Here is a 22173-nt window from a genome sequence, read left to right on the forward strand (position 1 = left end):
AAAATGAAAAAATTTCTTCTATCGCTTTTATTATTATTGAGTATTTCAGTAAATGCTCAATTCAACCAATATCCTCAGCCTAATGAAGGAATGCTCACAGGTGGGCTTGGTTTAAATTATATAGATGGGATTTATATTACAGATTAAGCTTTCGTCGAAATATCCTTCATGAACTGGGGTGTTGGACTTGATCTCAATTTTGATATTGATCAGGAAGGAAACCTTAGAAAGGAAAATTATAATGAATTTTCCGATTATCTCATTTAATCAGATATGTCCGTTACGGCACCAAGCATGAACCACTATTTATTAAACTTGGAGCGCTTGATTACTATACACTTGGTCACGGAAGTATTATGATGCAGTACAACAACAGCCCCACCTTTGATGCAAGAAAAGTCGGACTTGTGCTTGACGCAGATCTCGGCAAGTTTGGCTTCGAATCTATTTACAGTAAATTTGGCGAAGCCGGAGTTGTTGGAATTAGAGGTTACGCTCGCCCCCTCCAATACACTTCGGTTGGCGATATACCAATTATCGGAGGACTTGAAACAGGCGTAACGTTTGCAGGTGATTTTCATGAACGGGCAGGGGTGACTTCAGGTTTGTACACCACCACCACCAACGAAGTTATTTCCCAAACCGATGAAGGAGCGGTAAGTATTATCGGTTTTGATTTAGGACTCCCGCTCATCAGAACACCACTGACTGATCTGACAATCTATTATGATTTTGCTAAGATCATTAATTTTGGAAGCGGATCAGCCGCCGGTGCAATTTTGGAACTTAATGGACTTGGATTGGTAAATCTTGTTTGCAAAATTAGAAAGAAGATTTAATGGAGATCATTATCTGCCCTCTTACTTTAATTCATTTTATGAGATTGAAAGATTTAATCTTGCAGACAACGGATCTGTTATCAGTAAAGCCGGGCAATTGCTTTCTGCAGGAAATCAAAGCAATGGTTTTTATGGTGAGCTTGGTGTTGATGTGATTGGAATGTTTAACATACTCGGAAGCTATCAGCGATTAGATGATTACCCGACAAGCGGCATTTTACATTTGTGGACCGAAGTGGCTCCCGAAGAAGCGCCGGTAGTTGCAAGGGCAGGGTATGACAAAATAAATATTATTGATGAAGCAGATCTTTTCAAACTCGATGACCGTTCCTATTTATTTTTTGAACTCGGCTATAAACCCATGCCTTATTTGATTGTATCAATGGTTTATAGCTGGACATTTGCTCCGATAAGAGATGCGGGCGACAACATCATTACCTATGAGCCGCAGAAGAGAATTGAACCGAGAGTTTCGTTTGTTTATCCATTCTCGTTCGGAGGAAATTAATTCTGATTAATAAAATATGACATCCTGTTAATCGGGATGTCATATTTTCTAGTATTATTAAAATTAAATCAGCGAAGCAAAATCATCTTCTTCGTTTCAACAAAACTAACAGCCCCGCTCACGGGGTAAACTCTTAATTGGTAGTAGTACACTCCGCTGGACAGGCTGATAGCATGTCCTACATTAAACTCAACTTCATAACTGCCGGGCTGCCGTGGTTCGTTTACAAGTGTTGCAACTTCATTTCCTAAAACATCAAATACTTTTAACGAAACCGGTATGTCACCCTTCGACAAGCTCAGGGTGACAGAAGGGATGGTGTATTTTATTTTTGTTGTTGGATTAAATGGATTCGGATAATTCTGCTCCAATGTAAATTCTGTAGGTGAATTTATTTCCACTTCAACTGTGTTTGAGTATTCAAAACTTCCATCAAAGTCTAATTGTTTTAACCTGTATTGATAAGTTCCTGCAGAAAGATTTTCATCAGTGAAAGAATAACTCTTTGGTTCAGCAGTAGTACCGAAGCCGGGAACGAAAGCAATTTGATTCCAGTCCTGATTGCCGACTGAAGACTGAGGACTGCCGACTTGTTTTCTTTCTATTTCAAACCCGCTGTTATTCGTCTCCGTTGCTGTTTGCCAGTTAAGCGAAACGGAGTTTAGCTCTGCTGTTGCTGTGAAGAATGTTAGTTCGACTGGGACTATATGTTCAACAATATGAATTGGAGTATTTTCACTAAAATTCCATTTGTCAAATGAATTAGGAATTCCATCATCATTCACACTGTTACCAACTGCATAAAGTGTATCGAATCCTAAAGTGATGGGGGCGGTATAGCTGAACCCAATAGACTGTATCGTTGCTAAAAGCTTTTGGCTGAGTATGAGTTAATTCATTATTCAAAATCCAGACTGAACCATCAACAGGTGCAAGGTATCCAAACATTGCGGCAACATCGAAGCCGCCTTCTACGGCAGCGCCGCCGGAAATATAAATTCTAAAAATTTCACTTTGCCCGGCTTCAATTGAATCGGGACCTTCAAACCAAACGCTAACAGTTGGTTCGGGAGAAAAATTATGGCAAGCACAACCTGCACCGCCGGTTAACTTTGTAACCCCGGTTATGCCCGTTGGATATGGAGCGCCTCCTATTATTAGAAGGGAAAAAAAGATAACGATCAGTAAAATATTTATTTTCATTTAACTCCTTTGAAAAAAAAAGAGGGAAGCAATGTGCATCCTCAATAATGAATTATTTTTTCAACTTAAAATTATTTTAGCAATGTCATTTTTCTTGAAGCAGAATAAACACTGCCGTTTATTCCAGTTGCTTCCAAAAGATAAACATAAATTCCGCTCGAAAGATTTTCGGTTTTAAAGTTTACTTCATTTATTCCAGCAGAAAATCTGCATTAGTAATTTCAGAAACAATTTGCCCCCAAAGATTATAGACAAGAAATTTTTTCTCTGCTTTTTTCGGGTAAAGTAAATTTAATTGAAGTGTTAGGATTAAACGGATTCGGGAAATTCTGTGCAAGCTCAAAGATACTTGGAACTCCAGCATCAACTTCAACTACATCAGAATACTCAAACTTGCCGTCAAAATCTATCTGACGAAGTCTAAAATATTGTTTACCTGTAAAGGATTTTTCAATCGAATATGAATACGAATGAACTTCGGTTGAAGTTCCAAATCCGGGCACATAACCGATCTTAGTGAACTCAACACCATCATTGCTTTGTTCAATTTCAAAACCTTGATTATTAACTTCTGTAGCAGTTGTCCAATTCAAATTAATATTATCATTAATTACAGAAGCCGAGAATGAACTTAGCTCAACCGGAATGAATGAAGGTGAAAATAATTTGTGTACAGTCCATCACCCTGAGCAGCGAAAACAGTAGAAGTATCCGCAATGTAAAATCTGGTAATTACCAAAACTAATGGAGGTGATGTCCAGCTCTGTCCAAAGTTAGTTGATTTCAAAAAGCCGCCGCCGCCGGACCATTTAGTAGCCCAGGCTATACCCGAACCACTTAAATCAACAGCGATTGTTGGAATTTCGCCGGAAGTATTAAAAACACTTGTCCACGTCAAACCGTAATCAGTGCTGCGAAAAATTCCCGTACCGTTGTCACCGAGTAGAATAATACTTGTGTCAGGAAACACTTCAATATCGCAGGGGGTGGAAGTTCCAACAGATGTTGAGATAGTTGTCCATGTTGTCCCAAAGTCAGTTGAGCGAATAAAATTGCTGTTGCTCATTGTGTAAATAGTGTCGGGATGTGTTGGATCCGGGTGTCATAGGAATACCAAAGAAGGAAAAACTTAAACCATCAAGAACGATATTCCAGCTTGCACCGTAATCAGTGGTTTTAAGAATTTTATCACTTGGAAGCCTCAATAGCGACAAGCATTGTCCCGGGAATTCGATCATTCAAAATAATGTTTTTAATTTCTGTTGCGCCAGAGACGTTTATTCCCATCTGAGTAAATGTTTCTCCGCGATCGGTACTTTGCTAAATTTTATTGTCAGATCCAAAATAGACGTTATTGAAATTAGCTGATTCAACATCAATTGGTCCGCCGAGGGCTAGTGCCTGATCGCTTAAGCTGCCAGGTGTAAGGCTGGGAAAAACTATTGCTGAGGTGAGCAATACAAACACACAAAGTAAAAAAGCTTTTCATTAAGACATTCCTTTTAAATTATGAGGATTTAATAAATGATGATTAGATATTGGGTTTAACATAATTATTTATTGGTTAAATGAAAAATAATATGAAGCGTTAAATAAATTTTATCTGTTTCAAATTTTAAAATATTGATAGACAAGAAAATTGCTTTAAATGAATTTGGTTTGATAAAAGAAAAATCTCTAAGTTTATTTCAAAAAAAAATATTATTTACTAATCTATCAGGCTATGAATCTTCACATACTCGTTTTTGCTGCGCATCCCGATGATGCTGAACTCTCAATGGGCGGAACCATCGCTAAACTAACTTCTTCGAATCTTAAAGTTGGAATAATTGATTTAACAAGGGGGGAGCTTGGTGCATGGGGACCGCCGAAACCCGCCAAAGAGAAGCTTTTCAGGCTGCCATCGTTCTTAAATCCGCCTTAAGAGAAAACCTTTTAATGCCCGATGGAAATATTCAGCGCAATAAAGAAAATTTAATGAAAGTAATAATGGCAATCAGAAAATTTAAACCAAAATTATTTTCGCTCCTTACTTCAACGACCGGCATCCTGATCATATTGATGCAAGTAAACTTATTAAAGGAAGCTATGTTTGCCTCCGGCTTAGCGAAGATTAAAACCTTTGATAGAGAAGTTCCGCAGAAGTCTTCAGACCTTCAAAATTATTTTATTATATGCAGACTTATACTTTCGACCCGAGTTTTATTGTTGATGTTAGTTCAACTTTTGAAACTAAGATGAAAGCCGTTAAATGCTATTCAACACAATTTCACGATGCGAAAAGTAAAGAGCCCGAAACATTTATTAGCAAACCTGAATTTTTAGATTATGTAGAAGCGAGGGAAAGTTTATGGATTTCAAATCGGCAAGCATTACGGCGAACCGTTCTTTTGTGAAGAAAAAATTGAATTGGACTTAATAAATTTATTGCGCTGACGGAAGTACAATAATTATTTCTGTTCTTTCTCCATAAATACTATTTATTAAAAATTGACCACCGTACATTTCGGTTAGCTTTTTCGAAATGATCAACCCCAACCCCGCCCCTTGCTGTTCATAGTTGTCTCTTTCAAATTGAATATATGCACCCATTTGCGAAATTTGCTCTGCGGTAAATCCTCTCCCTTTATCCGAAATTATAAGGTAATACTTATTGTTATCATTATAACCTTTCAAAACAACCGGACTGCCGGCTAATGAAAATTTAGAAGCATTATCAGCTATTTCTTCGATGATTAGCGAGAGATCATTCGGCGAAATAGCCACATTTGATTTTTCCAAGTTCATTGAAATATCTGATGCACGGTTATACTGTTCAGCAATTTTTTCAACAATGCTTTTGATTAAAGATATGCTAAGAGGAACGAAAGGAGAATTTAATTTGCCGGAATCTTTTGATAGTATTTCGAGTTTTGTGTAGGTGATAAAATTTCTTATCAAATGATTTAATCTTAAACCTGATTGATAAATAGATTTTGCAAATTCAAAATTTTCATATTTCATCATCACCGGCAAATCTATCCATCATTATTTGCGAGTAGCCAATGATAGAAACAAGTGGTGTGCGAAGTTCATGCGGAAGCTTTTGTAATACTGCTTCTTATCTGTTCATTTTTTGTTGACTGACTTCGTTTCTGTTTAACCTTGATTTTATAGAGGCTATCAGTTCGTCTGGTAAAAAAGGTTTTGCGATATAATCATCAGCGCCAAGATTCATTCCGGCTCGTACATCTTTGCTGTCGGCGAGCGCACTTAAAAATATCAGAGGAATAGAAGCGGTAATGTTATCCTTCCTTACTTCCTGCAATACATTATAACCATTCAATCCAGGCATTTTAATATCACAAAGAATTAAATCGGGCAGATATTTTTTGCTGCTGATATTCCTGTCCTTCCATTTTCAGCTTGATAGCATTCAAATCCTTCTTCAGTTAATAGTTCAACAATTGACTCCCGTATTAATTTTTCGTCTTCAACGATTAAAATTTTTGCATATAAACTTATTCTATATTTTGAAAGAGATGAATAAATTGAACAGATTTTCCAAAAGCAATTTATTTCTTGTATTGAATATAAAATATTTTTTGCTTCTATTTCAAAAGAGATTCTTTACTAAAAATGCTGTCAGGAAAAGCTAAATCAAACTCGATCTTCGAGAGTTTTAATTCTTCACTAAAGTTGCCCCACTCAGTTCTAATCTTGTTTGGAAAGGGAATGCCATTGTAAAGTTTGTAATCGGAGTATTGAGTTTTAGTTTCAATTATTAATTCTCCGTCCTGCTGGCTTTGAATTATTCTGTCAATCAGGTAAGTCTTCGCATCAAGATAAATATTTGATTCATCACCATTTGGTTTTGTGCATTTGATTCGATAAAAATCTTTTTTGTTTACTTTTTCTTTTCCGACTAATTCTAAGTTGTGCTGCTTTTCTTTATAACAGAAAAAATATCCATCAAGATCAGCTTTAAAAATCAGTTGATCTTTTTCATAAGGTTTTACTTCTATAATGCTTTTAGAATTCAAATCATATTGCAAAACATCTTTATCCTTAACTAATGTATTCAAATTTTGTTCAACAGTATGCTTTTCAATTCGCATCAGATTGTTTCTTCTGTGGAAGATGATCAAGCTTCCCTCATCCTTGCCGGATTTTATTTTATATTCCAACTGTAGAGTTTGGACTTTGTTAAATTTGTCCTGTTTTACAGCATCAAACTGAAGGTCTATTATTTCATCAAGCGTTTGTGGAATAATAAAAGATAAATTAAAAAGCAGAACGATGAGAAACAGAAATATTGTTTTCATTTTATGCTCCGAAAAGGAATAATTGATTGATGTCAAAACCAAATGTGAATATTTTTATCGGCAGAAAGGGGGAGACAAATAAATGCGCAGAATCAAGACAAACAAGAGCATATCGAGCACACATCGAACAAACTCCTTATTGTTGACCAAAACTTATAAAAATATTTTGAAGATAGCAATCAGTAACTTTATCCTTTGTGATAATTTAATTGTAACAAGAAGACATTTTCTCTAATTTTCACGTAGTTAAATCTATGCTTTTATCAAATCAAAAATATTTTAATTAACTATTTAATCGGGTGATTTATGCGATTCAAATTTTCCCTTATACTTGTTTTAGTAATATTCACAACGGTTTTACTTTTCCTCAAAATGGGGATACGACTGCTGCAAAGGATAAGTTTTCAACTTCCACGTTCAACGGCTTGAAATTTCGTTTGCTTGGTTCTGCCTCCACCTCGGGCAGAGTAACAGACTTTGCAGTTAATCCAAATAATTTCAATGAATTTTATGTCGGAGTAGCTTGCGGAAATGTTTGGAAAACAACCAACCTCGGAACAACGTGGGAACCGGTATTCGATAATTACGGTTCGTTCTCAATTGGCTGTATTACAATTGATCCGACAAATACAAATGTTGTTTATGTTGGAACCGGAGAAAATAATTCTCAGCGCAGCGTATCCTTGGGGGATGGAATATATCGCAGTGAAGACGGCGGGAAAAGTTTTAAAATATTGGATTGAAAAAATCCGAACACATTGCAAAAATATTAATTGACCCGAGAGATGCTAAAGTGATTTATGTTGCTGCTCAAGGTCCGCTATGGGGTCCGGGCGGTGATCGCGGTTTATTTAAATCAACCGATTATGGTATCACATGGGATTCTGTTTTATACATAAGCCCCAATACGGGAGTGACAGATGTCGTGATGGACCCTCGTAATCCTGATGTGCTTTACGCTGCATCTTATCAAAGAAGACGACACGTATGGACATTATTAAATGGCGGTCCCGAAAGCGCAGTTTACAAATCCACTGATGCAGGAAAAACATGGAACAAATTAACTAACGGTTTGCCTTCCGGTGAAGTTGGTAGAATTGGATTAGCAATCTCTCCAATTAATCCTGATTATGTTTATGCAATTATTGAAGCTGCAAATGATGGGGGAGGTTTCTTCCGCACTACTAACCGCGGAGCAACATGGGAAAAAATGGGTAGTTATGTGGTCTCAAGTGCTCAATATTATTCTGAAATATTTTGCGACCCTTTAGAGGCTGATAAGGTTTTTATACTTGATACATTTTCTTCATACACAACCGACGGCGGTAAAACTTATCAACCAATTGGAAACAATAAGCGGCACGTTGATGATCATGCTTTTTGGATAAATCCAAACAACACAAATAATTTTATGATTGGCTGCGACGGCGGCATTTACATCACTTATGATCATGCAAAAGAACTGGCGCTTCGTTGATAATCTCCCATTACACAATTTTATAGAGTTAGTGTTGATAACTACGAGCCATTTTACAGAGTGATGGGGGGAACACAAGATAATGCAAGTATGATTGTTCCTTCTCAAACTATTAACGAAGAAGGTATTGTGAACGCCGATTGGATACCTCTTGTTGGTGGTGACGGTTATGAATCTGTCGCAGATCCTTCTAACTCAAATATAATTTATTGTGAATGGCAGTACGGAGGATTGACTCGTTATGACATGCAAAGCGGGGAAATGCTGAGCATTAAACCGCAAGAAAAAAAAGATGATGCGCCTTACCGCTGGAACTGGGACACCCCCCTAATCGTTAGCCCTCACAGCAAAACAAGAATTTATACTGCAGCGAATAAAGTATTTAGAAGCGATGACCGCGGCGATACCTGGCAGGTTATAAGTGAAGATTTAACCGCTCAAATTGATAGAAATAAATTACCTATCATGGATAAAATCTGGAGCGTTGACGCAGTTGCAAAAAATGCCTCAACATCTTTCTACGGTAATATTGTCTCACTTACTGAATCACCCCTGGTTGAAGGATTAATATACGCCGGTACAGACGATGGACTAATTCAAGTAACTGAGGATGGGGAAAAAACTGGAGAAAAGATTGAAACATTCCCCGGCATTCCTAAAAACACTTACATAAGCTGTTTGTATGCCTCTCAGCATGATGCGAATACGGTTTATGCTTCTTTTGATAACCATAAATTAGCAGATTTCAAACCTTACATACTTATTAGTCGAGACCGCGGTAAAAGCTGGGAATCAATAACAGGTGATTTGAAAGAACCGCAAGTTATTTACGCAATTGTACAGGATCATATTAAACCGGAAATGCTTTTTATCGGAACAGAGTACGGAGTTTTCTTTACTAACGATGGCGGGAAAAAATGGATTCAGTTAAAAGGAAATTTACCAACAATAGCTGTACGTGATCTTGATATTCAAAAAGAGAAAATGATCTTGTGCTTGGAACTTTCGGAAGGGGTTTTTATGTGCTCGATAATTATTCCCCATTAAGAGATGTTTCTGAAAAGATTCTGAATGATGATGGCTACAAGCTTTTTCCTGTTAAAGATGCCTTGATGTTTGTAAAACGGAGTGCAACTTTTGGTTCTTACGGTTCCGGATTTTACAAGGCGGAGAACCCTCCCTTCGGTGCAGCTTTTACTTATTATATTAAAGATGTTCCCAAAACAAAAAGAGTTCAGCGGCAGGAAAAGGAAAAAGATATAATTAAAAAAAATGAGCCGGTTTATTATCCAACGTGGGAAGAACTTCGTGCCGAGGATAAGGAGGAAAAACCTTTTTTGTTATTCACCATTTATGATGATGCCGGAAATGTTATTCGAAAATTAAAGACTAGTGTTTCTGCCGGTATAAATCGCTTCACCTGGGACCTTCGTTACGCTTCAACAAGTCCTGTTAAAAAAACTACCGACGAAAATGCAAGCGGTTATCCTGTAATGCCCGGTAAATACAGAGTCGCAATGTCAATTAGTATTGATGGAGTCTTAACGCAGGTTGCTGGTCTTGTTGAGTTTGAAGCGAAAGTATTAAACAACGTTACGTTGCCTATCGCAGATAGAAACGAGCTTGTTGCATTCCAAAAAAGTTTCCGAACTCAATCGTGTTGTTGATGCTTCGATTGAAGTTGTAAATGATTTAAAATCAAAAATTGAAATTATTAAAACTGCATTGAAACAAACTCCAAAAGCACCGCAAAAGTTAGTTGACGATGCGAACCTAATTGCAGATAAAAGTCGTGATATTTTCAAACTATTAGTTGATGATGAAACCTTAAGCAAGCGTAACGAACCAACACCTCCAACAATTGCCGGAAGGCTGGGGGAAGTTACCTGGGGAATGTGGCAGACCACTTCTGCACCAACCAATACGTATAAAGAAAATTATAGAATTGCTTCTGAAGAATTCAAACCGTTATTAAACCAGCTGAAACAAATTTTAGAAATTGATTTAAAGAATCTTGAAAACGAAATGGATAACCTTAACGCTCCCTGGACCCCGGGAAGAGTTCCGGATTGGAAGGAATAAATCGGATTAACTTAGATATTGACTCCGATCGAAATCATATTTAATTTAAATAAGGAAGTTCAAATACAAATAAAATTCATTGAATAACTTTTAGTTAACAAGCTCGGATTGAATAATTAAAACATAACCATAAATATGAAAAATGAAATAATAATTAGTATGATACTCGCTAGCATATTTATCAGATGTGACCAGCGAGCTAATTTCATTCCGGTATTACCAGAAAAGAAATCAGATACAACTGTAGTATTCTTTCCGGATACAGTGTTGGTGGGCTCAACCCTCGGGATCAAATATACTATTCGCGACTCATTGGTTAGCGTATACTGGTTGCAACAAGCTGAGGATTTCCATGCTCGCAGTGATAGTTTCGATGATGGGCTTACTTATTTTACTGTTCCATTCGGGCCACGTTCCGGAGTATTCTTGATTAATTACGAAGTAATTACTCCAGTACTTACAATAAATGAAAGTTATAATCCTTGGGGCGCTAATGTTGTTTGGTATAACCTCGACCAACCGATTCAACCTCGAGACACAAGTATTTATGTATATGGATCAAACGAACCAATACCTTGGGAGAGTTATGTAAACGGTGATACAATCACTCTAAATCTATCATTTTTTTATTATCCAGTTTATTTTCGTACAATGGATATAAAATTTGTTAATCATGGCGCTAATAGTCTTCCCGAATTTATATATTACATCAGGAATGATTTGGATGATACTGGACAGCGTTATATTGATACACTTTACACTGGTATGATTAAAATTCAAAATTGGGACACTAGTGATTTTATATTCGGGAAAGCATTTTTTTCTGTCGGAAAATTATCTGACTACTTTACTTTTTATTACAACTTTAAAAAGTGAGCGGAATTATGAAAAACAAGAGATCCAACTTAATTGCATTGACCATTTTAATCTTCAACATTATAAATATTGGATGCAGTAACGAACAAGTATTATTAAATCAAACCTATTCAATAAAGGGAGTAGTAACCTCTGCTGAGGATGATTCAATTATTGATTCCGTGATCGTTGGGTTCAAAGATTCTGGAATCTCAGACAGTTTGATCTATATTAACGACTCATTAGTAATCGCTAATGACGATTGGATAGATTATCAGACACTCACCGAGAATGGGTTATTTAACTTTTCTTTCCCGTATGAAGAAGATTTCCCTGTTGTTATGATTGATATGTTTGCATATAAACCAGGGAAAAAATTGTGGGTTTATACTTCGTGGGTTGATACACTTCATCATACTATTGATAATACTGATTCGATAAAAATTAGATTGAAAGTCAATGACTGTTATAGAATGCCTGACTGGAATGAGATCACTTTGTATGATCATCTGTTTATATCTTTCCCTAAAAGCTACGGATGTTTGGAGGGCACCTGGCAGGGATTAGATACATGGGGCTTCAAAAAATAAGAGATGATGAACAAGTAATTTTTGATTATGAATTAGGAATGGTTCCTATCCAGCCGCAGGAATTTAACTTTCTGCCATTAACAGCACAATATGGATATACTGATAAGGTCGATTTTATTGTGGGTGGAGATAGTGCAGCTTTCTATTATAAAAATCAAGCTTATCCTCTTCTGGATAAGCAGGGAATAGTACTAATAAAAAATTCAGAGCGAACAAAATATAGGGAAACAGTAAATGTATTTTTTGAAGTTGAAGCTTTGGCTGAGGTAATTCAAATCTTAGACACTATAGGTATAAATAGAGTCAAACTTTCCTTGTTGGGTTTATGGGCAAAGTAAAAAATAATTTTGATTGCAATTGAGAATATTCTAGTTAGTGCCGTTCATCACTCCGATTTTGGTAGGTGAAGTTCTCTTTGATATTTTACCATCGCTTAAATCTTAAATTATTACTTAGACAAAAATGGAATCAAAAAACGTAGATCTTTCATCATTAAAAATTGATCGTTCGGATAATGGTGAGAATAACTCCGGCAGAAAAAAAATATTCGTCGCCGGCGGATTAGTTTTAGCATTAATAATCCTATACTTTTTATTTACTACTTTTTTTCATCCTTCGGTTGAAGTTAATTTAACAACTGCTTTTCTTCAAAAACCTGGACAAACTACTGCCTCTCTAAACGCAAGTGGTTACGTTGTAGCACAGCGTAAAGCAGCAATTGCTTCAAAGGGTACGGGAAGATTAATTTATCTTGGCGTTGTTGAAGGTGATCAGGTTAAGAAGGGGCAGATCATCGGCAAACTTGAGAACGATGATATACTTGCGCAGCTTGAAGAAGCTAAAGCAAATTTAAAATTGTACGAAGCTGATTTGCAAAATGCTAATAATTTATTGAACCGTGAGAAAGAATTATTTGCAAAGGGGTTAAGCACCCAGCAATCATTGGAGCAGACCGAGGCAAATTATAACCGTTTGCTTGCTTCAATCGAGGTTGCAAAAGCTCGTATAAAGCAATACGATGTTGCTCTTGAAAATACTTTGATACGGGCCCCATTCGATGGAACGGTATTAACTAAAAATGCAGAGGTGGGGGAAATAGTGGCTCCATTCGGCGGAAGTACAACTTCTAAAACAGCAGTAGTAACTATTGCCGATATGAATTCGCTGTTAGTTGAGACGGATGTTTCAGAATCTAATATCGAGAGAATTTTAATCAATCAGGATTGTGAAATTATACTTGATGCGTATCCTGAAAAAAGTTATCAAGGCTTTGTTTTCAAAATTGTTCCTACTGCTGATCGTTCCAAAGCCACTGTGTTAGTTAAAGTCGGATTTAAAAATTATGACAGCAGGGTTCTGCCTGAGATGAGTGCAAAAGTTTCATTTTACACGGAACCTTTGGATACTGCATTTATTAACCAAAAGCCATTACTGGTGATTCCTTCTTCTGCAGTTCTGGAAGAAGACACTAAGAAGTATATTTTTAGAATTGTCAATGATAAGGCAAAAAAGTTTGAAGTTAAGTTAGGCGAGACTCTTGGAAGTTACATGGAAGTGACTTCGGGCTTGCAAGCCGGCGATAAAATTATTAATGAATTAAATGACAAAATATTTGATGGCGTATCAGTGTCTACACCGGAATAATTTAATATCGAATGGTAATTGAAAATAAAAAAATAGTTGGAGAATGAATGTCAACATTAATTAATGTTCAGAATGTGTCTAAATCATATTGGCGTAACGGTCTTGAAATTCCTGTTCTGAATAATATTTCAATTGAAGTTTCTCAAAACGAATTTCTTGCCTTGATGGGTCCTTCCGGTTCGGGCAAAACAACTTTGCTCAATATGATTGGTGGAATTGATAAACCATCAAAGGGGAGTGTTTCGATAAACGGTACAGACATAACAAAGCTTAGTGAATCAGCGCTTGCAAAATGGAGAGCGAACAATGTCGGATTTATTTTTCAGTTTTATAACCTGATTCCCGTCCTCACTGCATTTGAAAATGTCGAGCTGCCTCTTCTGCTGACTAAGCTGAATAAAAACGAAAGAAAAAAACAAGCTGAAACTGCCCTAAAAATTGTAGGGCTGGGGGATAGAATGACCCATTATCCAAAGCAGCTTTCAGGCGGTCAAGAACAGCGTGTAGCAATTGCAAGAGCGATAGTAACCGATCCTTTGATTATTGTTGCTGATGAACCAACCGGCGATCTTGACAGGCATTCGGCAGAAGAAATTCTAACTATTATGGAACGATTGAATAACGAATTTAATAAGACAATTATAATGGTTACTCACGATCCACACGCTGCAGAACGTGCTAAATTAATCCGGCATCTCGAAAAAGGCGACTTAGTTTAGGAGTCAATCATGAAAGTATTAAAACTAATTTTCAAAAATGCACTTCGTCATAAATTACGAACCTCACTTACTATTGTTGGAATTATTATAGCTGTCATTGCATTCGGACTTTTAAGAACAGTTGTAACTGTTTGGAACTCCAGTGTTGATGCAGCTTCGGCAAATAGGCTGATAACACGCCAGGCTGTATCTTTTATTTTCCCTCTCCCCTATGCTTATAAAGAAAAAATAAAATCTATTGATGGAGTAAAAAATTTAAGCTTTGCTAATTGGTTCGGCGGAGTTTATAAAGATAAAAGTAATTTTTTACAAGGCTTGCTGTTGATGCCGAAACTATTTTCGATGTTATGCAGGAATTTGTAATCTCAGATAAAGAGCTCGCTGATTTTAAAAAAAAAAAACTCCTGTATCATTGGTGCCGATATTGCAAAACAGTATAACATTAAAATTGGTGACCAAATGGTTTTAGATGGTGATATTTTCCCGGGCAGGTGGGAATTTGTTGTTCGGGGAATTTACAAACCGAGAAATAAAAACACTGATGATACTCAAATGCTATTTCATTGGACTTATGTTGACGAAAGAATGAGAGTCGAATCATCAACTCGTGCCGGTAATGTTGGTTGGTATATTGTGCTGATAGACGATCCATCAAGATCAGCAGAAATTTCTGAAAAGATTGATGCATTATTTAGAAATTCATCTGCAGAAACTAAAACTGAAACCGAAAAAGCTTTTACTCAGGGATTTGTTTCTGCTTCCGGTGCAATTATATCTGCGATGAATTTTATGTCGTTCGTTATTATCGGAATTATCATGTCTTGTGCTTGCAAATACCATGATTATGTCTTCACGTGAAAGAACCCGTGAATATGCTGTTCTTAAAACACTTGGCTTTTCTGCATTTCATTTAGTCGGATTAATTTTTGGAGAATCATTTTTAATCTCGATTTTAGGCGGGGGCATTGGCATTGCTTTGACTTATCCGATAGTAGCAGGATTTGAGCAAGCCGTACCAAAAGGATTTTTCCCATTTTTTTATATTGAACCTATAACTACAATTCTTGCCTTAAGCGCTGCACTGCTTATCGGAGTGCTTGCATCCGTCTTCCCGATTCATAAAGCATTAAGAACAAGCATTGTTGAAGGATTCAGATTTGTCGGTTAAAAATATTTTGAGAGATTAAAATGAAAATTCCATTTAAATATACTTTTAGAAATTTTAAAGCTCGAAAACTTACAGCAGCAATTACTGTAACCGGTATTGCACTTGTAGTTTTCGTTTTTGCCGCAGCTTTGATGATGGCTTATGGTATTGAAAAAACACTTGTCTCTACCGGTTCTGCTGACAATATTAAAATACTTCGCAAATCTTCACAGGGAGAAATTAGCAGCATTATTGACGGCGACACACAGAATATTATTCGTGCTTTACCGCATATCGCAAAAGACAGCAAGGGGGAGTTAATGATTTCTAGCGAACCTGTTGTAATAATTAATCTGGCGATCAAAAGCGGGGGAATGAGTAATGTTACTGTTCGCGGTGTTTCCCAAAATGTTTATCAATTAAGGCAGCAAATAAAATTAAGCGAAGGAAGATTTTTCAATCCCTCTCTCCGTGAATTAATTGTCGGAAAGGCAATCAATAGTAAATTTGAAGGAGCACAGATCGGCAGTATTGTACGGTTTGCCGGTGATGACTGGACTATCGTTGGTTTATTTGATGCTGAAGGCAGTGGCTTTGAATCTGAAATGTGGGGAGATGCTCAGCAGTTATTGAGTGCATTTAATCGTGAGTCAAGTGTTTCGACTTTAACATTAAAACTTGATGACATTGCAAATTTTGAAGAATTTAAAAGATCATTTGAAACAGATAAAAGATTATTAGAATTTGAACCAAAGATTGAGCAAAAATATTTTGAAGAGCAATCCGGCATACTTGCTACTTTCATACGTGTGCTTGGAATTTTTATCACCGTAATTTTTAGTATCGGTGCCATCATTGGTGCGATGATCACTATGTATTCTTCAGTAGCAAATAGAACACGGGAAATTGGGACGCTGCGTTCTTTAGGATTTAAGAGAAGAAACATTCTATTAGCTTTTTTACTTGAGTCGGTAACAATATCAGTAACGGGGGGAGTAATCGGATTATTCTTAGCTTCATTTCTTCAATTCTTTACAATATCCACTCTCAACTGGAATTCATTTTCAGAGTTAGCTTTTTCATTTTCGCTTTCGCCTTCGATAGTAATCTCTTCATTGATTTTCACTCTTGTGATGGGTTTGCTAGGCGGATTTTTACCTTCGGTGAGAGCAGCAAGGTTAAATATCGTTAATGCGTTAAGAGCAGAATAAGCTTTTGTTACTATAATCTAAATTCGCTTGGGCTGAAGAAAATTACTTCTTAGATAAGAATTTTTCTAATTGGCGTTTCAATTCTTTTTTTGATTTTTTTGTCTGATCAAAAATTAAATCTGCTTTTAAAAAATCGAATACTCTAACATCATAAATTTCAGGTTTTATATAAATATCCGGTCGTACGTGTTTTAGTTTTTCCTGAATGATAGAGTTTTGCATAATCTGATAAGCCGTAAAAACCGAATCAACCGTTGCAGGGATCTCATTCCCATTCATCGAACGAAATGAAGTAATATCAATGGCGATAGTTATGTCACAATGTTTTTTAATAATATCATAAGGCAGGGGATTCACAGCGCCGCCGTCAATTAATATTTTATTTTTTATTTTCATCGGGGTAAAAAGTCCGGGCAATGAATAACTTGCCCTTATTGCAGGGAACAATTCTCCTTTATCAAAAACGACTTGTGCTTTATTCCAGTAATCTGTCGCTACAATTTTAAGTGGAATTTTCAGTTCATCAAATCTGGAAATTTTTAGATGCGATTCGAGATATTTTTGAAATTTATTGCCTTTGATAATTCCCGATTTTATAATCTGCGGATCGAACATTGTTAATAATTTTATGATATCCGATTTCATGAAAAAATCAACTATAGTACTGCTTTTGGGATTTATGAGTTGATCTAAAATTTTTTTCATCTCTTTAGCAGTAAATCCAGCAGCATAAAATGCCCCGATGATAGCGCCAATACTTGACCCGGATATTATTACCGGTTTGATACCAAGTTCATCAAGTGCCTCCACCATGAGTAAATGCGCAATCCCTCTTGCCCCTCCGCTGCCGAATGCTATACCAAATTTTTTCATAATATTTTTTTTGAGTGGTTTTAATATAACACATTGAAAGAAAGCGGCTGGAGAGATTTTAGAATTAAAGAATTTCGGGGAATAGAAAAAGAATAATTATTTTATTTTGAAATTAATCTCAAATCATTCCCTTCCGTGACAATCAGTGCACAACCAATCTTTCAAAGAACTGCCAAGATCAATTGGGTGGTTAAATTGCAAACCTGTAACGGAGGTCTGTACAAATCCATTTTCATCTTCGGAGGAGAGAATTGTATGGCAGGCGTTACAATCTTTAGAAATTATTTTCCCATCTTCACTTACATGTTTTCCATCATGGCAGCGGAAGCAGCCATTATCCCAAACATGACCGATATTATTTGCAAATTTTTTCCAATTTGTATTCATACTGGGGAAATAATTTCTAGAATAAATTTTTTGAATTTCTAAAATACTGCTTTTTATCGACGATGCTTTTGATTTATAGATTTCAGGATAATTATGGGAATAAAAATCGTTAATAAAAATTTTAATGCTGTCAAGTCCGACTTCCTTAGTTGAATATGGCTTTTCAAGAGCCTGAACTCCAACACTTTTTATGTAGGGGAGTGAGTCATCTATTCGTCCAAGCGACATAAATAAATTCATCATTTTATCCGGCTGATTATAAATATGTGAAGGGCGATTGTGGCAATCAATGCAGTCCATCACTCTGAAAGATTCCGGGCTTAGCCGCTTCTCATTAAGCTTTACTTCTGTACTTCTATAAATTATTTCCTTCCCGGTCTTTTTCGATTTCATTTTTACCCACGGAATGATCTGTCGTTCTCGGTCAACTGCATAATAAGTTACTTCGTTCTCAATATTCATGTGCCAATGAATTCCCCGGGCATTACCTAATTCAATATTGCCGCCGCCGATTTTTAAAAGCATCGTCAACTTGGACTTCGAGTTATCTTTATCGCTAAGGTAATATGAATAGTCAACTTTTTTTTCAGAAAAAAAATGTTTTGGTGAATGGCATTGCTCACAAGTTCCCTGTGCAGGTCGTAAACTTTCAACAGGGGTGGGAATAGGTTTCGAGTATTTATTAAATAAAACCGAGTACACCTGATAAGAACCTGTAATCTTCGATTTTACAAACCAATCTGCACCGGAGCCAATGTGGCACTGTACGCAGCCCACACGGTTATGCGGGGAATTAAGGTATGCCGTGTATTCAGGTTCCATTACTTTGTGACAAACGGTGCCGCAAAATTCATCTGTCTCAGCATACTCGTAGGCTTTAAAACTTCCGAAGGCAGAAAAAAACAAAAGCAAAATTGATCCAAAGGTGAAGATAAAAAATGTAAGTCTGTGTCTTGGATTGTTAAAATCAAGTATGGGAAGTTCTCTTTGCGGATTACCTTTCTTTATTCTTTTCTTTTCTTTTAATACTCCAAATGCTACCAGAAGCAAACCGAGTATGAGAAAGGAGGGGAGAATCATAAAAGTGATTATTACCAGATACGGATTCTCGGTAGTTCCGAATAATTCGAGGACTATCAAAAAAATTATTAATCCAAAACTTAGCAGTGATAGAACTGACCCGCCGATTGTAATTGGATTATAAAATGATGCTGGAAATTTATCTTTCAAAATTGATCTATGTTATAAATTTATTATCAAATGAGAGAATTTCATGTAATATTTTCTGAATCAGTTTTTTGATTCTCAATTAGTTTCTGTTTTTTTATCCGCTCAAGCTCCAATGCATGTTCTTCAGCCATTTCTTCTTCTGTTATTGTTCCTTTGAACCAAGCCAGGCTAATTGGGTAAACATCAGGATTAAAAATTACAAAATAAAAATGCCACACAACTATCGCTAAAAATGCCAGCCATGCTTCATAGTAATGAATAGTTCTTGCAACATCGTAACCAAGTTTTGTAAATATTCCGATGAATGTATTATCAAACCACATAATAAAACCGGTTGCTGACATAACAATTGTTCCCCAAATCAAAGCCCAGTATTCTGCTTTTTCAACATAACTGAATCTATCAAGTTTAGGTTTGGTATTCGAAAAGCCAAGATTGTATTTTGCAACAGCAAGTGCATCTTTAAAATCCTGATATTTAGGAAGCATATCTTTGAATAACTGTCTTCCTCTAATTGTGAAAGCTAGATATAAAATATGATAAATACTGATTGATGTCATAGCAACTGCGGCGATTCGATGAAAAATACTTCTGTAAATAAAAGCATCCTCGCTTAAGTCTCTGATATGCGAAACCCACCAGCTATCTGGAAATCTTAGCATGAATCCAGTAACAACAAGCATTATAAAACTGACTGCCATCGTAATGTGCTGAATTCTTTCATTAAGAGTCATACGCAGATATAGCGCATGACCATGATGTTCTTCCGCAATTTTTCCGCGCTGCTTCAATTTTTTAATTTTAGTTTTTTTGAACAGGTCAATAAGATTATGGAGAAACATTCCGCCAATCACAACAATTATCATTGTAATGTAGGCGGTGGCAATCCAGTAAAGAAGCGGTTCTTCCTTTTCTGCAATGCTCACATGAATTTTCCCTTCGGTGAAGTTTTTATTAGCCCCCGGATGACATTTGCCGCAGGTTTTTACAAGGTTTGCCTTATAGACTGTTGAAGCAGGATCATCGGCAGACTTTATGTTATGTGCACCGTGACAACTTCCGCAATTAGCTACCTGAACTGATCCCCCCTTTAATGCTAATCCATGATAACTATCTATAAAAGTTTGAAACTTATTACCCGATAGTTCGTACTTTTTAGAAAGCCTAACCGAGTTGTGACACGGTGAACAAACCTGAAGAGAAACATTTTTATAAGATACAGGAGAATTCGGGGAATCGGTTTGAAGAATGTTATGCTCACCATGACAATTGGTACAAACAGGCGCATCATTATTTCCTTTGGCTACTGAAATTCCATGTACACTTTCTTTATACTCATTAAAAATATCTTCATGACATTTCGAACAGGTCAGCGGTATATTCGACTTAAAAACACTTGAGTTGGAATTATTCCCGCGTAAAATTCCATGTGCAGTATGGCAGTCAACACAACCGGCAGCTTTTTCATTTCCATTTTGAATTGCCTTACCATGAACACTATGGTCATAAGCATTTAGAAATCCTGCTGACGGTGCCGTGCGGGCTAAAATTGCCGGGTCATTTAAATGACAGGATAAGCAAAGTTTTTCTTGTCTTAATTTTAATTCTGCTAAATTTTTTCCGGATGAGATTTTGCCTATATTGCTTTTATGACACGTCAAGCAATTGGGAGCACCTTTTATATTGTTGCTAAAAGCTAAACTATGCTGTGATGTTTGATAGATCTCTTTTACATCCTTGTGGCAGTTTCCACAAGATTGTGTTAGGTTTGAAGCACTCCATTTTGAGCCTTTGACTTTCGGCGAAACGACATTGTGTGTACCATGACAGTTTTTGCATGAGGTATCTCCTGAAAAATCAGTCCCCTTTGCCTTCAACATTTGTGGGTGGAATGAATGTTTTACAGGTGCATCTTTATGACAGAGTAAGCAATTTATCGGTGTAATATTTTCTTTGTGTGGGAGATCATCAGGATTAAATTCTAAATGACAGGATACGCAATTCAATTTGACGTGAGGAGATTTTGCCAGTATTGTTTCGTCAACAAAGAGTGAAACTTCTTTCCCGTTTCTCTCTGTTGTCATTTCCTGATCACTATGGCACATCAGGCAGTCGTCGTTTGATTGTGCAACAGTTAAAATTGGAATAAAGATCAGTAACGAAAAAGAAGAACTTGAATTTTACTCTTTATCAATTTCATCATTATTAACTCTTTTTCTTTGTGTTGAAGCTATTAAATTTTTTACGCACTGGCAAGGAAATTTTTAATTATTTCAAAAGCAAAATATTATTTAAATCCTTTTTCTTGTGGAGACATATTCGCTCGTTTGCTTTTCGGATCATAAGAATGCAAAACCGTAAAGAGCTACAATTGATAGAATAAATGCCAGATAGATCATTATATTTTTCATTTCTTCTTCTCGTTGATTCTTCAATTTAATATTATTTGCCGTTTGTAATTTCAAATGTAATACCAAACAAAATGATTAAAATGACCTCTAATCAACATTGTATATGATATCTTTCTCAATGCTAAGAAATTTGGTACAAAATTTTCTAAGGACTTAGAAAATAAACTATTTAACGATGATGGATAAAATTATTGTTCAGGAATAGATTCGACAATAGAATTCAACCTATTTGCGACCTCGTTCAAATCGTATGGTTTATAAAATACTGCGCTAATTATGTTTTTAAGATTACTCTCGGATTCTTTTAACCCGGGATTAAAAACATAGGTCATAATAATGGGTAAGGCAGGGTTATTTTTTTTAATGTGCTGAATGATGTTCTGAACTTTTTTATTTGGCTCAGCATCTATTATCAAGGCTTCAAATTTACATGAGTCAGCGATTTTGGAAATTTTGTCGAGGTTTGTGCTGGTGGTTACTCTAAATTTATCTTCTAAAAGCATTAGAAAGCTGTAGCAAAGTGAAAAATCAACGCTGTGAAATAATATGTTTTTCATCAATAAATAAATCGGTTAAAAGTTTAATTAACCAGTTTAACATATTATGTGCCAGCAGCAGAATAGATAGCAAAAATTGGTAAATGGCGATTTTATTTAGAAAAAAAGGGATCTGATCAGGGGCAGGCTGAACTTA

General features: G+C 36.2%; 27 protein-coding genes and 1 pseudogene. 17 read left to right on the forward strand and 11 right to left on the reverse strand.

Annotated elements, in window-relative coordinates; all coding sequences use genetic code 11:
• The first annotated feature begins 3 nt into the window (after positions 1–3).
• From IPH11_16060 to IPH11_16070, 3 genes are all read left to right on the forward strand, one after another.
• Positions 4–147 carry a hypothetical protein gene (locus IPH11_16060; GenBank protein MBK6915098.1) on the forward strand — a complete coding sequence of 48 codons (144 nt, stop codon included), beginning with the start codon at positions 4–6 and terminating at the stop codon, positions 145–147.
• 209 nt (positions 148–356) lie between these two features.
• Positions 357–839: a hypothetical protein gene (locus IPH11_16065; protein ID MBK6915099.1), complete on the forward strand. Its 483-nt coding sequence runs from the start codon at positions 357–359 to the stop codon at positions 837–839.
• On the forward strand, positions 811–1347 hold the full coding sequence (locus tag IPH11_16070; protein MBK6915100.1) for a hypothetical protein: 537 nt from the start codon (positions 811–813) through the stop codon (positions 1345–1347). The genes IPH11_16065 and IPH11_16070 overlap by 29 nt, the downstream gene beginning before the upstream one ends.
• A 68-nt stretch (positions 1348–1415) precedes the next feature.
• Here IPH11_16070 and IPH11_16075 read toward each other — a convergent pair whose 3' ends face one another.
• From IPH11_16075 to IPH11_16090, 4 genes are all read right to left on the reverse strand, one after another.
• Positions 1416–2132 carry a hypothetical protein gene (locus IPH11_16075; protein MBK6915101.1) on the reverse strand — a complete coding sequence of 239 codons (717 nt, stop codon included), beginning with the start codon at positions 2130–2132 and terminating at the stop codon, positions 1416–1418.
• 4 nt (positions 2133–2136) lie between these two features.
• Entirely contained in the window at positions 2137–2550 is a 414-nt protein-coding gene (locus tag IPH11_16080; protein ID MBK6915102.1) for a hypothetical protein, read from the reverse strand.
• 245 nt (positions 2551–2795) lie between these two features.
• Entirely contained in the window at positions 2796–3143 is a 348-nt protein-coding gene (locus IPH11_16085) for a hypothetical protein (GenBank protein ID MBK6915103.1), read from the reverse strand.
• Positions 3144–3181: 38 nt separating this feature from the next.
• Positions 3182–3616, reverse strand: a complete 435-nt coding sequence (locus IPH11_16090) for a hypothetical protein (protein ID MBK6915104.1) — start codon at positions 3614–3616, stop codon at positions 3182–3184.
• Positions 3617–4273: 657 nt separating this feature from the next.
• On the opposite strand from IPH11_16090, the gene IPH11_16095 reads away from it, so the two are divergent.
• Together IPH11_16095 and IPH11_16100 are read left to right on the forward strand one after the other, a co-directional pair.
• A complete protein-coding gene (locus tag IPH11_16095; protein MBK6915105.1) occupies positions 4274–4474 on the forward strand; it encodes a PIG-L family deacetylase in 201 nt (66 codons plus the stop codon).
• 14 nt (positions 4475–4488) lie between these two features.
• Positions 4489–4791 (forward strand): hypothetical protein, encoded by a 303-nt coding sequence (locus IPH11_16100; protein MBK6915106.1) that lies wholly within the window; start codon positions 4489–4491, stop codon positions 4789–4791.
• Between the two features lie 183 nt (positions 4792–4974).
• Here the strand turns inward: IPH11_16100 and IPH11_16105 are convergent, their stop codons facing one another.
• The 3 genes from IPH11_16105 to IPH11_16115 all read right to left on the reverse strand — a co-directional run bounded on the left by IPH11_16105 (position 4975) and on the right by IPH11_16115 (position 6854).
• Positions 4975–5553 carry an ATP-binding protein gene (locus tag IPH11_16105; protein ID MBK6915107.1) on the reverse strand — a complete coding sequence of 193 codons (579 nt, stop codon included), beginning with the start codon at positions 5551–5553 and terminating at the stop codon, positions 4975–4977.
• A gap of 97 nt (positions 5554–5650) precedes the next feature.
• Entirely contained in the window at positions 5651–5884 is a 234-nt protein-coding gene (locus tag IPH11_16110) for a response regulator (protein MBK6915108.1), read from the reverse strand.
• Between the two features lie 256 nt (positions 5885–6140).
• Positions 6141–6854 carry an outer membrane lipoprotein-sorting protein gene (locus IPH11_16115; protein ID MBK6915109.1) on the reverse strand — a complete coding sequence of 238 codons (714 nt, stop codon included), beginning with the start codon at positions 6852–6854 and terminating at the stop codon, positions 6141–6143.
• 299 nt (positions 6855–7153) lie between these two features.
• Between IPH11_16115 and IPH11_16120 the strand changes: the two genes are divergently transcribed.
• From IPH11_16120 to IPH11_16175, 12 genes and pseudogenes are all read left to right on the forward strand, one after another.
• Entirely contained in the window at positions 7154–7597 is a 444-nt protein-coding gene (locus IPH11_16120) for a hypothetical protein (GenBank protein MBK6915110.1), read from the forward strand.
• Entirely contained in the window at positions 7594–8331 is a 738-nt protein-coding gene (locus IPH11_16125; protein ID MBK6915111.1) for a hypothetical protein, read from the forward strand. The genes IPH11_16120 and IPH11_16125 overlap by 4 nt, the downstream gene beginning before the upstream one ends.
• Positions 8332–8394: 63 nt before the next feature.
• On the forward strand, positions 8395–9378 hold the full coding sequence (locus IPH11_16130; GenBank protein MBK6915112.1) for a hypothetical protein: 984 nt from the start codon (positions 8395–8397) through the stop codon (positions 9376–9378).
• The gene (locus tag IPH11_16135) at positions 9354–9998 is read left to right on the forward strand and encodes a hypothetical protein (protein MBK6915113.1); all 645 of its coding nucleotides are present in this window, start codon (positions 9354–9356) and stop codon (positions 9996–9998) included. The genes IPH11_16130 and IPH11_16135 overlap by 25 nt, the downstream gene beginning before the upstream one ends.
• A complete protein-coding gene (locus tag IPH11_16140) occupies positions 9955–10413 on the forward strand; it encodes a hypothetical protein (GenBank protein ID MBK6915114.1) in 459 nt (152 codons plus the stop codon). Before IPH11_16135 ends, IPH11_16140 begins: the two co-directional genes overlap by 44 nt.
• Positions 10414–10548: 135 nt before the next feature.
• The gene (locus IPH11_16145) at positions 10549–11289 is read left to right on the forward strand and encodes a hypothetical protein (GenBank protein MBK6915115.1); all 741 of its coding nucleotides are present in this window, start codon (positions 10549–10551) and stop codon (positions 11287–11289) included.
• Between the two features lie 8 nt (positions 11290–11297).
• Positions 11298–11858 (forward strand): hypothetical protein, encoded by a 561-nt coding sequence (locus IPH11_16150; protein ID MBK6915116.1) that lies wholly within the window; start codon positions 11298–11300, stop codon positions 11856–11858.
• A complete protein-coding gene (locus IPH11_16155) occupies positions 11840–12196 on the forward strand; it encodes a hypothetical protein (protein ID MBK6915117.1) in 357 nt (118 codons plus the stop codon). The genes IPH11_16150 and IPH11_16155 overlap by 19 nt, the downstream gene beginning before the upstream one ends.
• Positions 12197–12320: 124 nt before the next feature.
• Positions 12321–13502 (forward strand): efflux RND transporter periplasmic adaptor subunit, encoded by a 1182-nt coding sequence (locus IPH11_16160; GenBank protein MBK6915118.1) that lies wholly within the window; start codon positions 12321–12323, stop codon positions 13500–13502.
• A gap of 47 nt (positions 13503–13549) precedes the next feature.
• Positions 13550–14221, forward strand: coding sequence for an ABC transporter ATP-binding protein (locus IPH11_16165; protein ID MBK6915119.1), 672 nt, complete (start codon positions 13550–13552; stop codon positions 14219–14221).
• 9 nt (positions 14222–14230) lie between these two features.
• Positions 14231–15389 (forward strand): annotated as a pseudogene (locus IPH11_16170) (FtsX-like permease family protein).
• Positions 15390–15409: 20 nt separating this feature from the next.
• The gene (locus tag IPH11_16175; GenBank protein MBK6915120.1) at positions 15410–16579 is read left to right on the forward strand and encodes an ABC transporter permease; all 1170 of its coding nucleotides are present in this window, start codon (positions 15410–15412) and stop codon (positions 16577–16579) included.
• Between the two features lie 42 nt (positions 16580–16621).
• On the opposite strand, the gene IPH11_16180 is transcribed toward IPH11_16175, so the two are convergent.
• From IPH11_16180 to IPH11_16195, 4 genes are all read right to left on the reverse strand, one after another.
• Positions 16622–17452 (reverse strand): patatin-like phospholipase family protein, encoded by an 831-nt coding sequence (locus tag IPH11_16180; protein ID MBK6915121.1) that lies wholly within the window; start codon positions 17450–17452, stop codon positions 16622–16624.
• 123 nt (positions 17453–17575) lie between these two features.
• The gene (locus tag IPH11_16185; GenBank protein ID MBK6915122.1) at positions 17576–19069 is read right to left on the reverse strand and encodes a NapC/NirT family cytochrome c; all 1494 of its coding nucleotides are present in this window, start codon (positions 19067–19069) and stop codon (positions 17576–17578) included.
• 41 nt (positions 19070–19110) lie between these two features.
• Positions 19111–21174: a cytochrome b/b6 domain-containing protein gene (locus IPH11_16190; GenBank protein MBK6915123.1), complete on the reverse strand. Its 2064-nt coding sequence runs from the start codon at positions 21172–21174 to the stop codon at positions 19111–19113.
• 494 nt (positions 21175–21668) lie between these two features.
• Positions 21669–22037, reverse strand: coding sequence for a hypothetical protein (locus IPH11_16195; protein MBK6915124.1), 369 nt, complete (start codon positions 22035–22037; stop codon positions 21669–21671).
• Positions 22038–22173: the final 136 nt, after the last annotated feature.

This window comes from Ignavibacteriales bacterium (assembly GCA_016709155.1).
GTDB lineage: Bacteria > Bacteroidota > Ignavibacteria > Ignavibacteriales > Ignavibacteriaceae > JADJEI01.

Bases quoted from the DNA above. Each gene is read 5' to 3' on its own strand.
- IPH11_16175 (MBK6915120.1), top strand. From the start codon at position 15,410: ATGAAAATTCCATTTAAATATACTTTTAGAAATTTTAAAGCTCGAAAA.
- IPH11_16165 (MBK6915119.1), top strand. From the start codon at position 13,550: ATGTCAACATTAATTAATGTTCAGAATGTGTCTAAATCATATTGGCGT.
- IPH11_16100 (MBK6915106.1), top strand. From the start codon at position 4,489: ATGCCCGATGGAAATATTCAGCGCAATAAAGAAAATTTAATGAAAGTA.
- IPH11_16195 (MBK6915124.1), bottom strand. From the start codon at position 22,037: ATGAAAAACATATTATTTCACAGCGTTGATTTTTCACTTTGCTACAGC.
- IPH11_16065 (MBK6915099.1), top strand. From the start codon at position 357: ATGATGCAGTACAACAACAGCCCCACCTTTGATGCAAGAAAAGTCGGA.
- IPH11_16110 (MBK6915108.1), bottom strand. From the start codon at position 5,884: ATGCCTGGATTGAATGGTTATAATGTATTGCAGGAAGTAAGGAAGGAT.
- IPH11_16130 (MBK6915112.1), top strand. From the start codon at position 8,395: ATGGGGGGAACACAAGATAATGCAAGTATGATTGTTCCTTCTCAAACT.
- IPH11_16155 (MBK6915117.1), top strand. From the start codon at position 11,840: ATGGGGCTTCAAAAAATAAGAGATGATGAACAAGTAATTTTTGATTAT.
- IPH11_16145 (MBK6915115.1), top strand. From the start codon at position 10,549: ATGAAAAATGAAATAATAATTAGTATGATACTCGCTAGCATATTTATC.
- IPH11_16160 (MBK6915118.1), top strand. From the start codon at position 12,321: ATGGAATCAAAAAACGTAGATCTTTCATCATTAAAAATTGATCGTTCG.
- IPH11_16105 (MBK6915107.1), bottom strand. From the start codon at position 5,553: ATGAAATATGAAAATTTTGAATTTGCAAAATCTATTTATCAATCAGGT.
- IPH11_16115 (MBK6915109.1), bottom strand. From the start codon at position 6,854: ATGAAAACAATATTTCTGTTTCTCATCGTTCTGCTTTTTAATTTATCT.
- IPH11_16090 (MBK6915104.1), bottom strand. From the start codon at position 3,616: ATGAGCAACAGCAATTTTATTCGCTCAACTGACTTTGGGACAACATGG.
- IPH11_16095 (MBK6915105.1), top strand. From the start codon at position 4,274: ATGAATCTTCACATACTCGTTTTTGCTGCGCATCCCGATGATGCTGAA.
- IPH11_16060 (MBK6915098.1), top strand. From the start codon at position 4: ATGAAAAAATTTCTTCTATCGCTTTTATTATTATTGAGTATTTCAGTA.
- IPH11_16080 (MBK6915102.1), bottom strand. From the start codon at position 2,550: ATGAAAATAAATATTTTACTGATCGTTATCTTTTTTTCCCTTCTAATA.
- IPH11_16190 (MBK6915123.1), bottom strand. From the start codon at position 21,174: ATGTGCCATAGTGATCAGGAAATGACAACAGAGAGAAACGGGAAAGAA.
- IPH11_16150 (MBK6915116.1), top strand. From the start codon at position 11,298: ATGAAAAACAAGAGATCCAACTTAATTGCATTGACCATTTTAATCTTC.
- IPH11_16180 (MBK6915121.1), bottom strand. From the start codon at position 17,452: ATGAAAAAATTTGGTATAGCATTCGGCAGCGGAGGGGCAAGAGGGATT.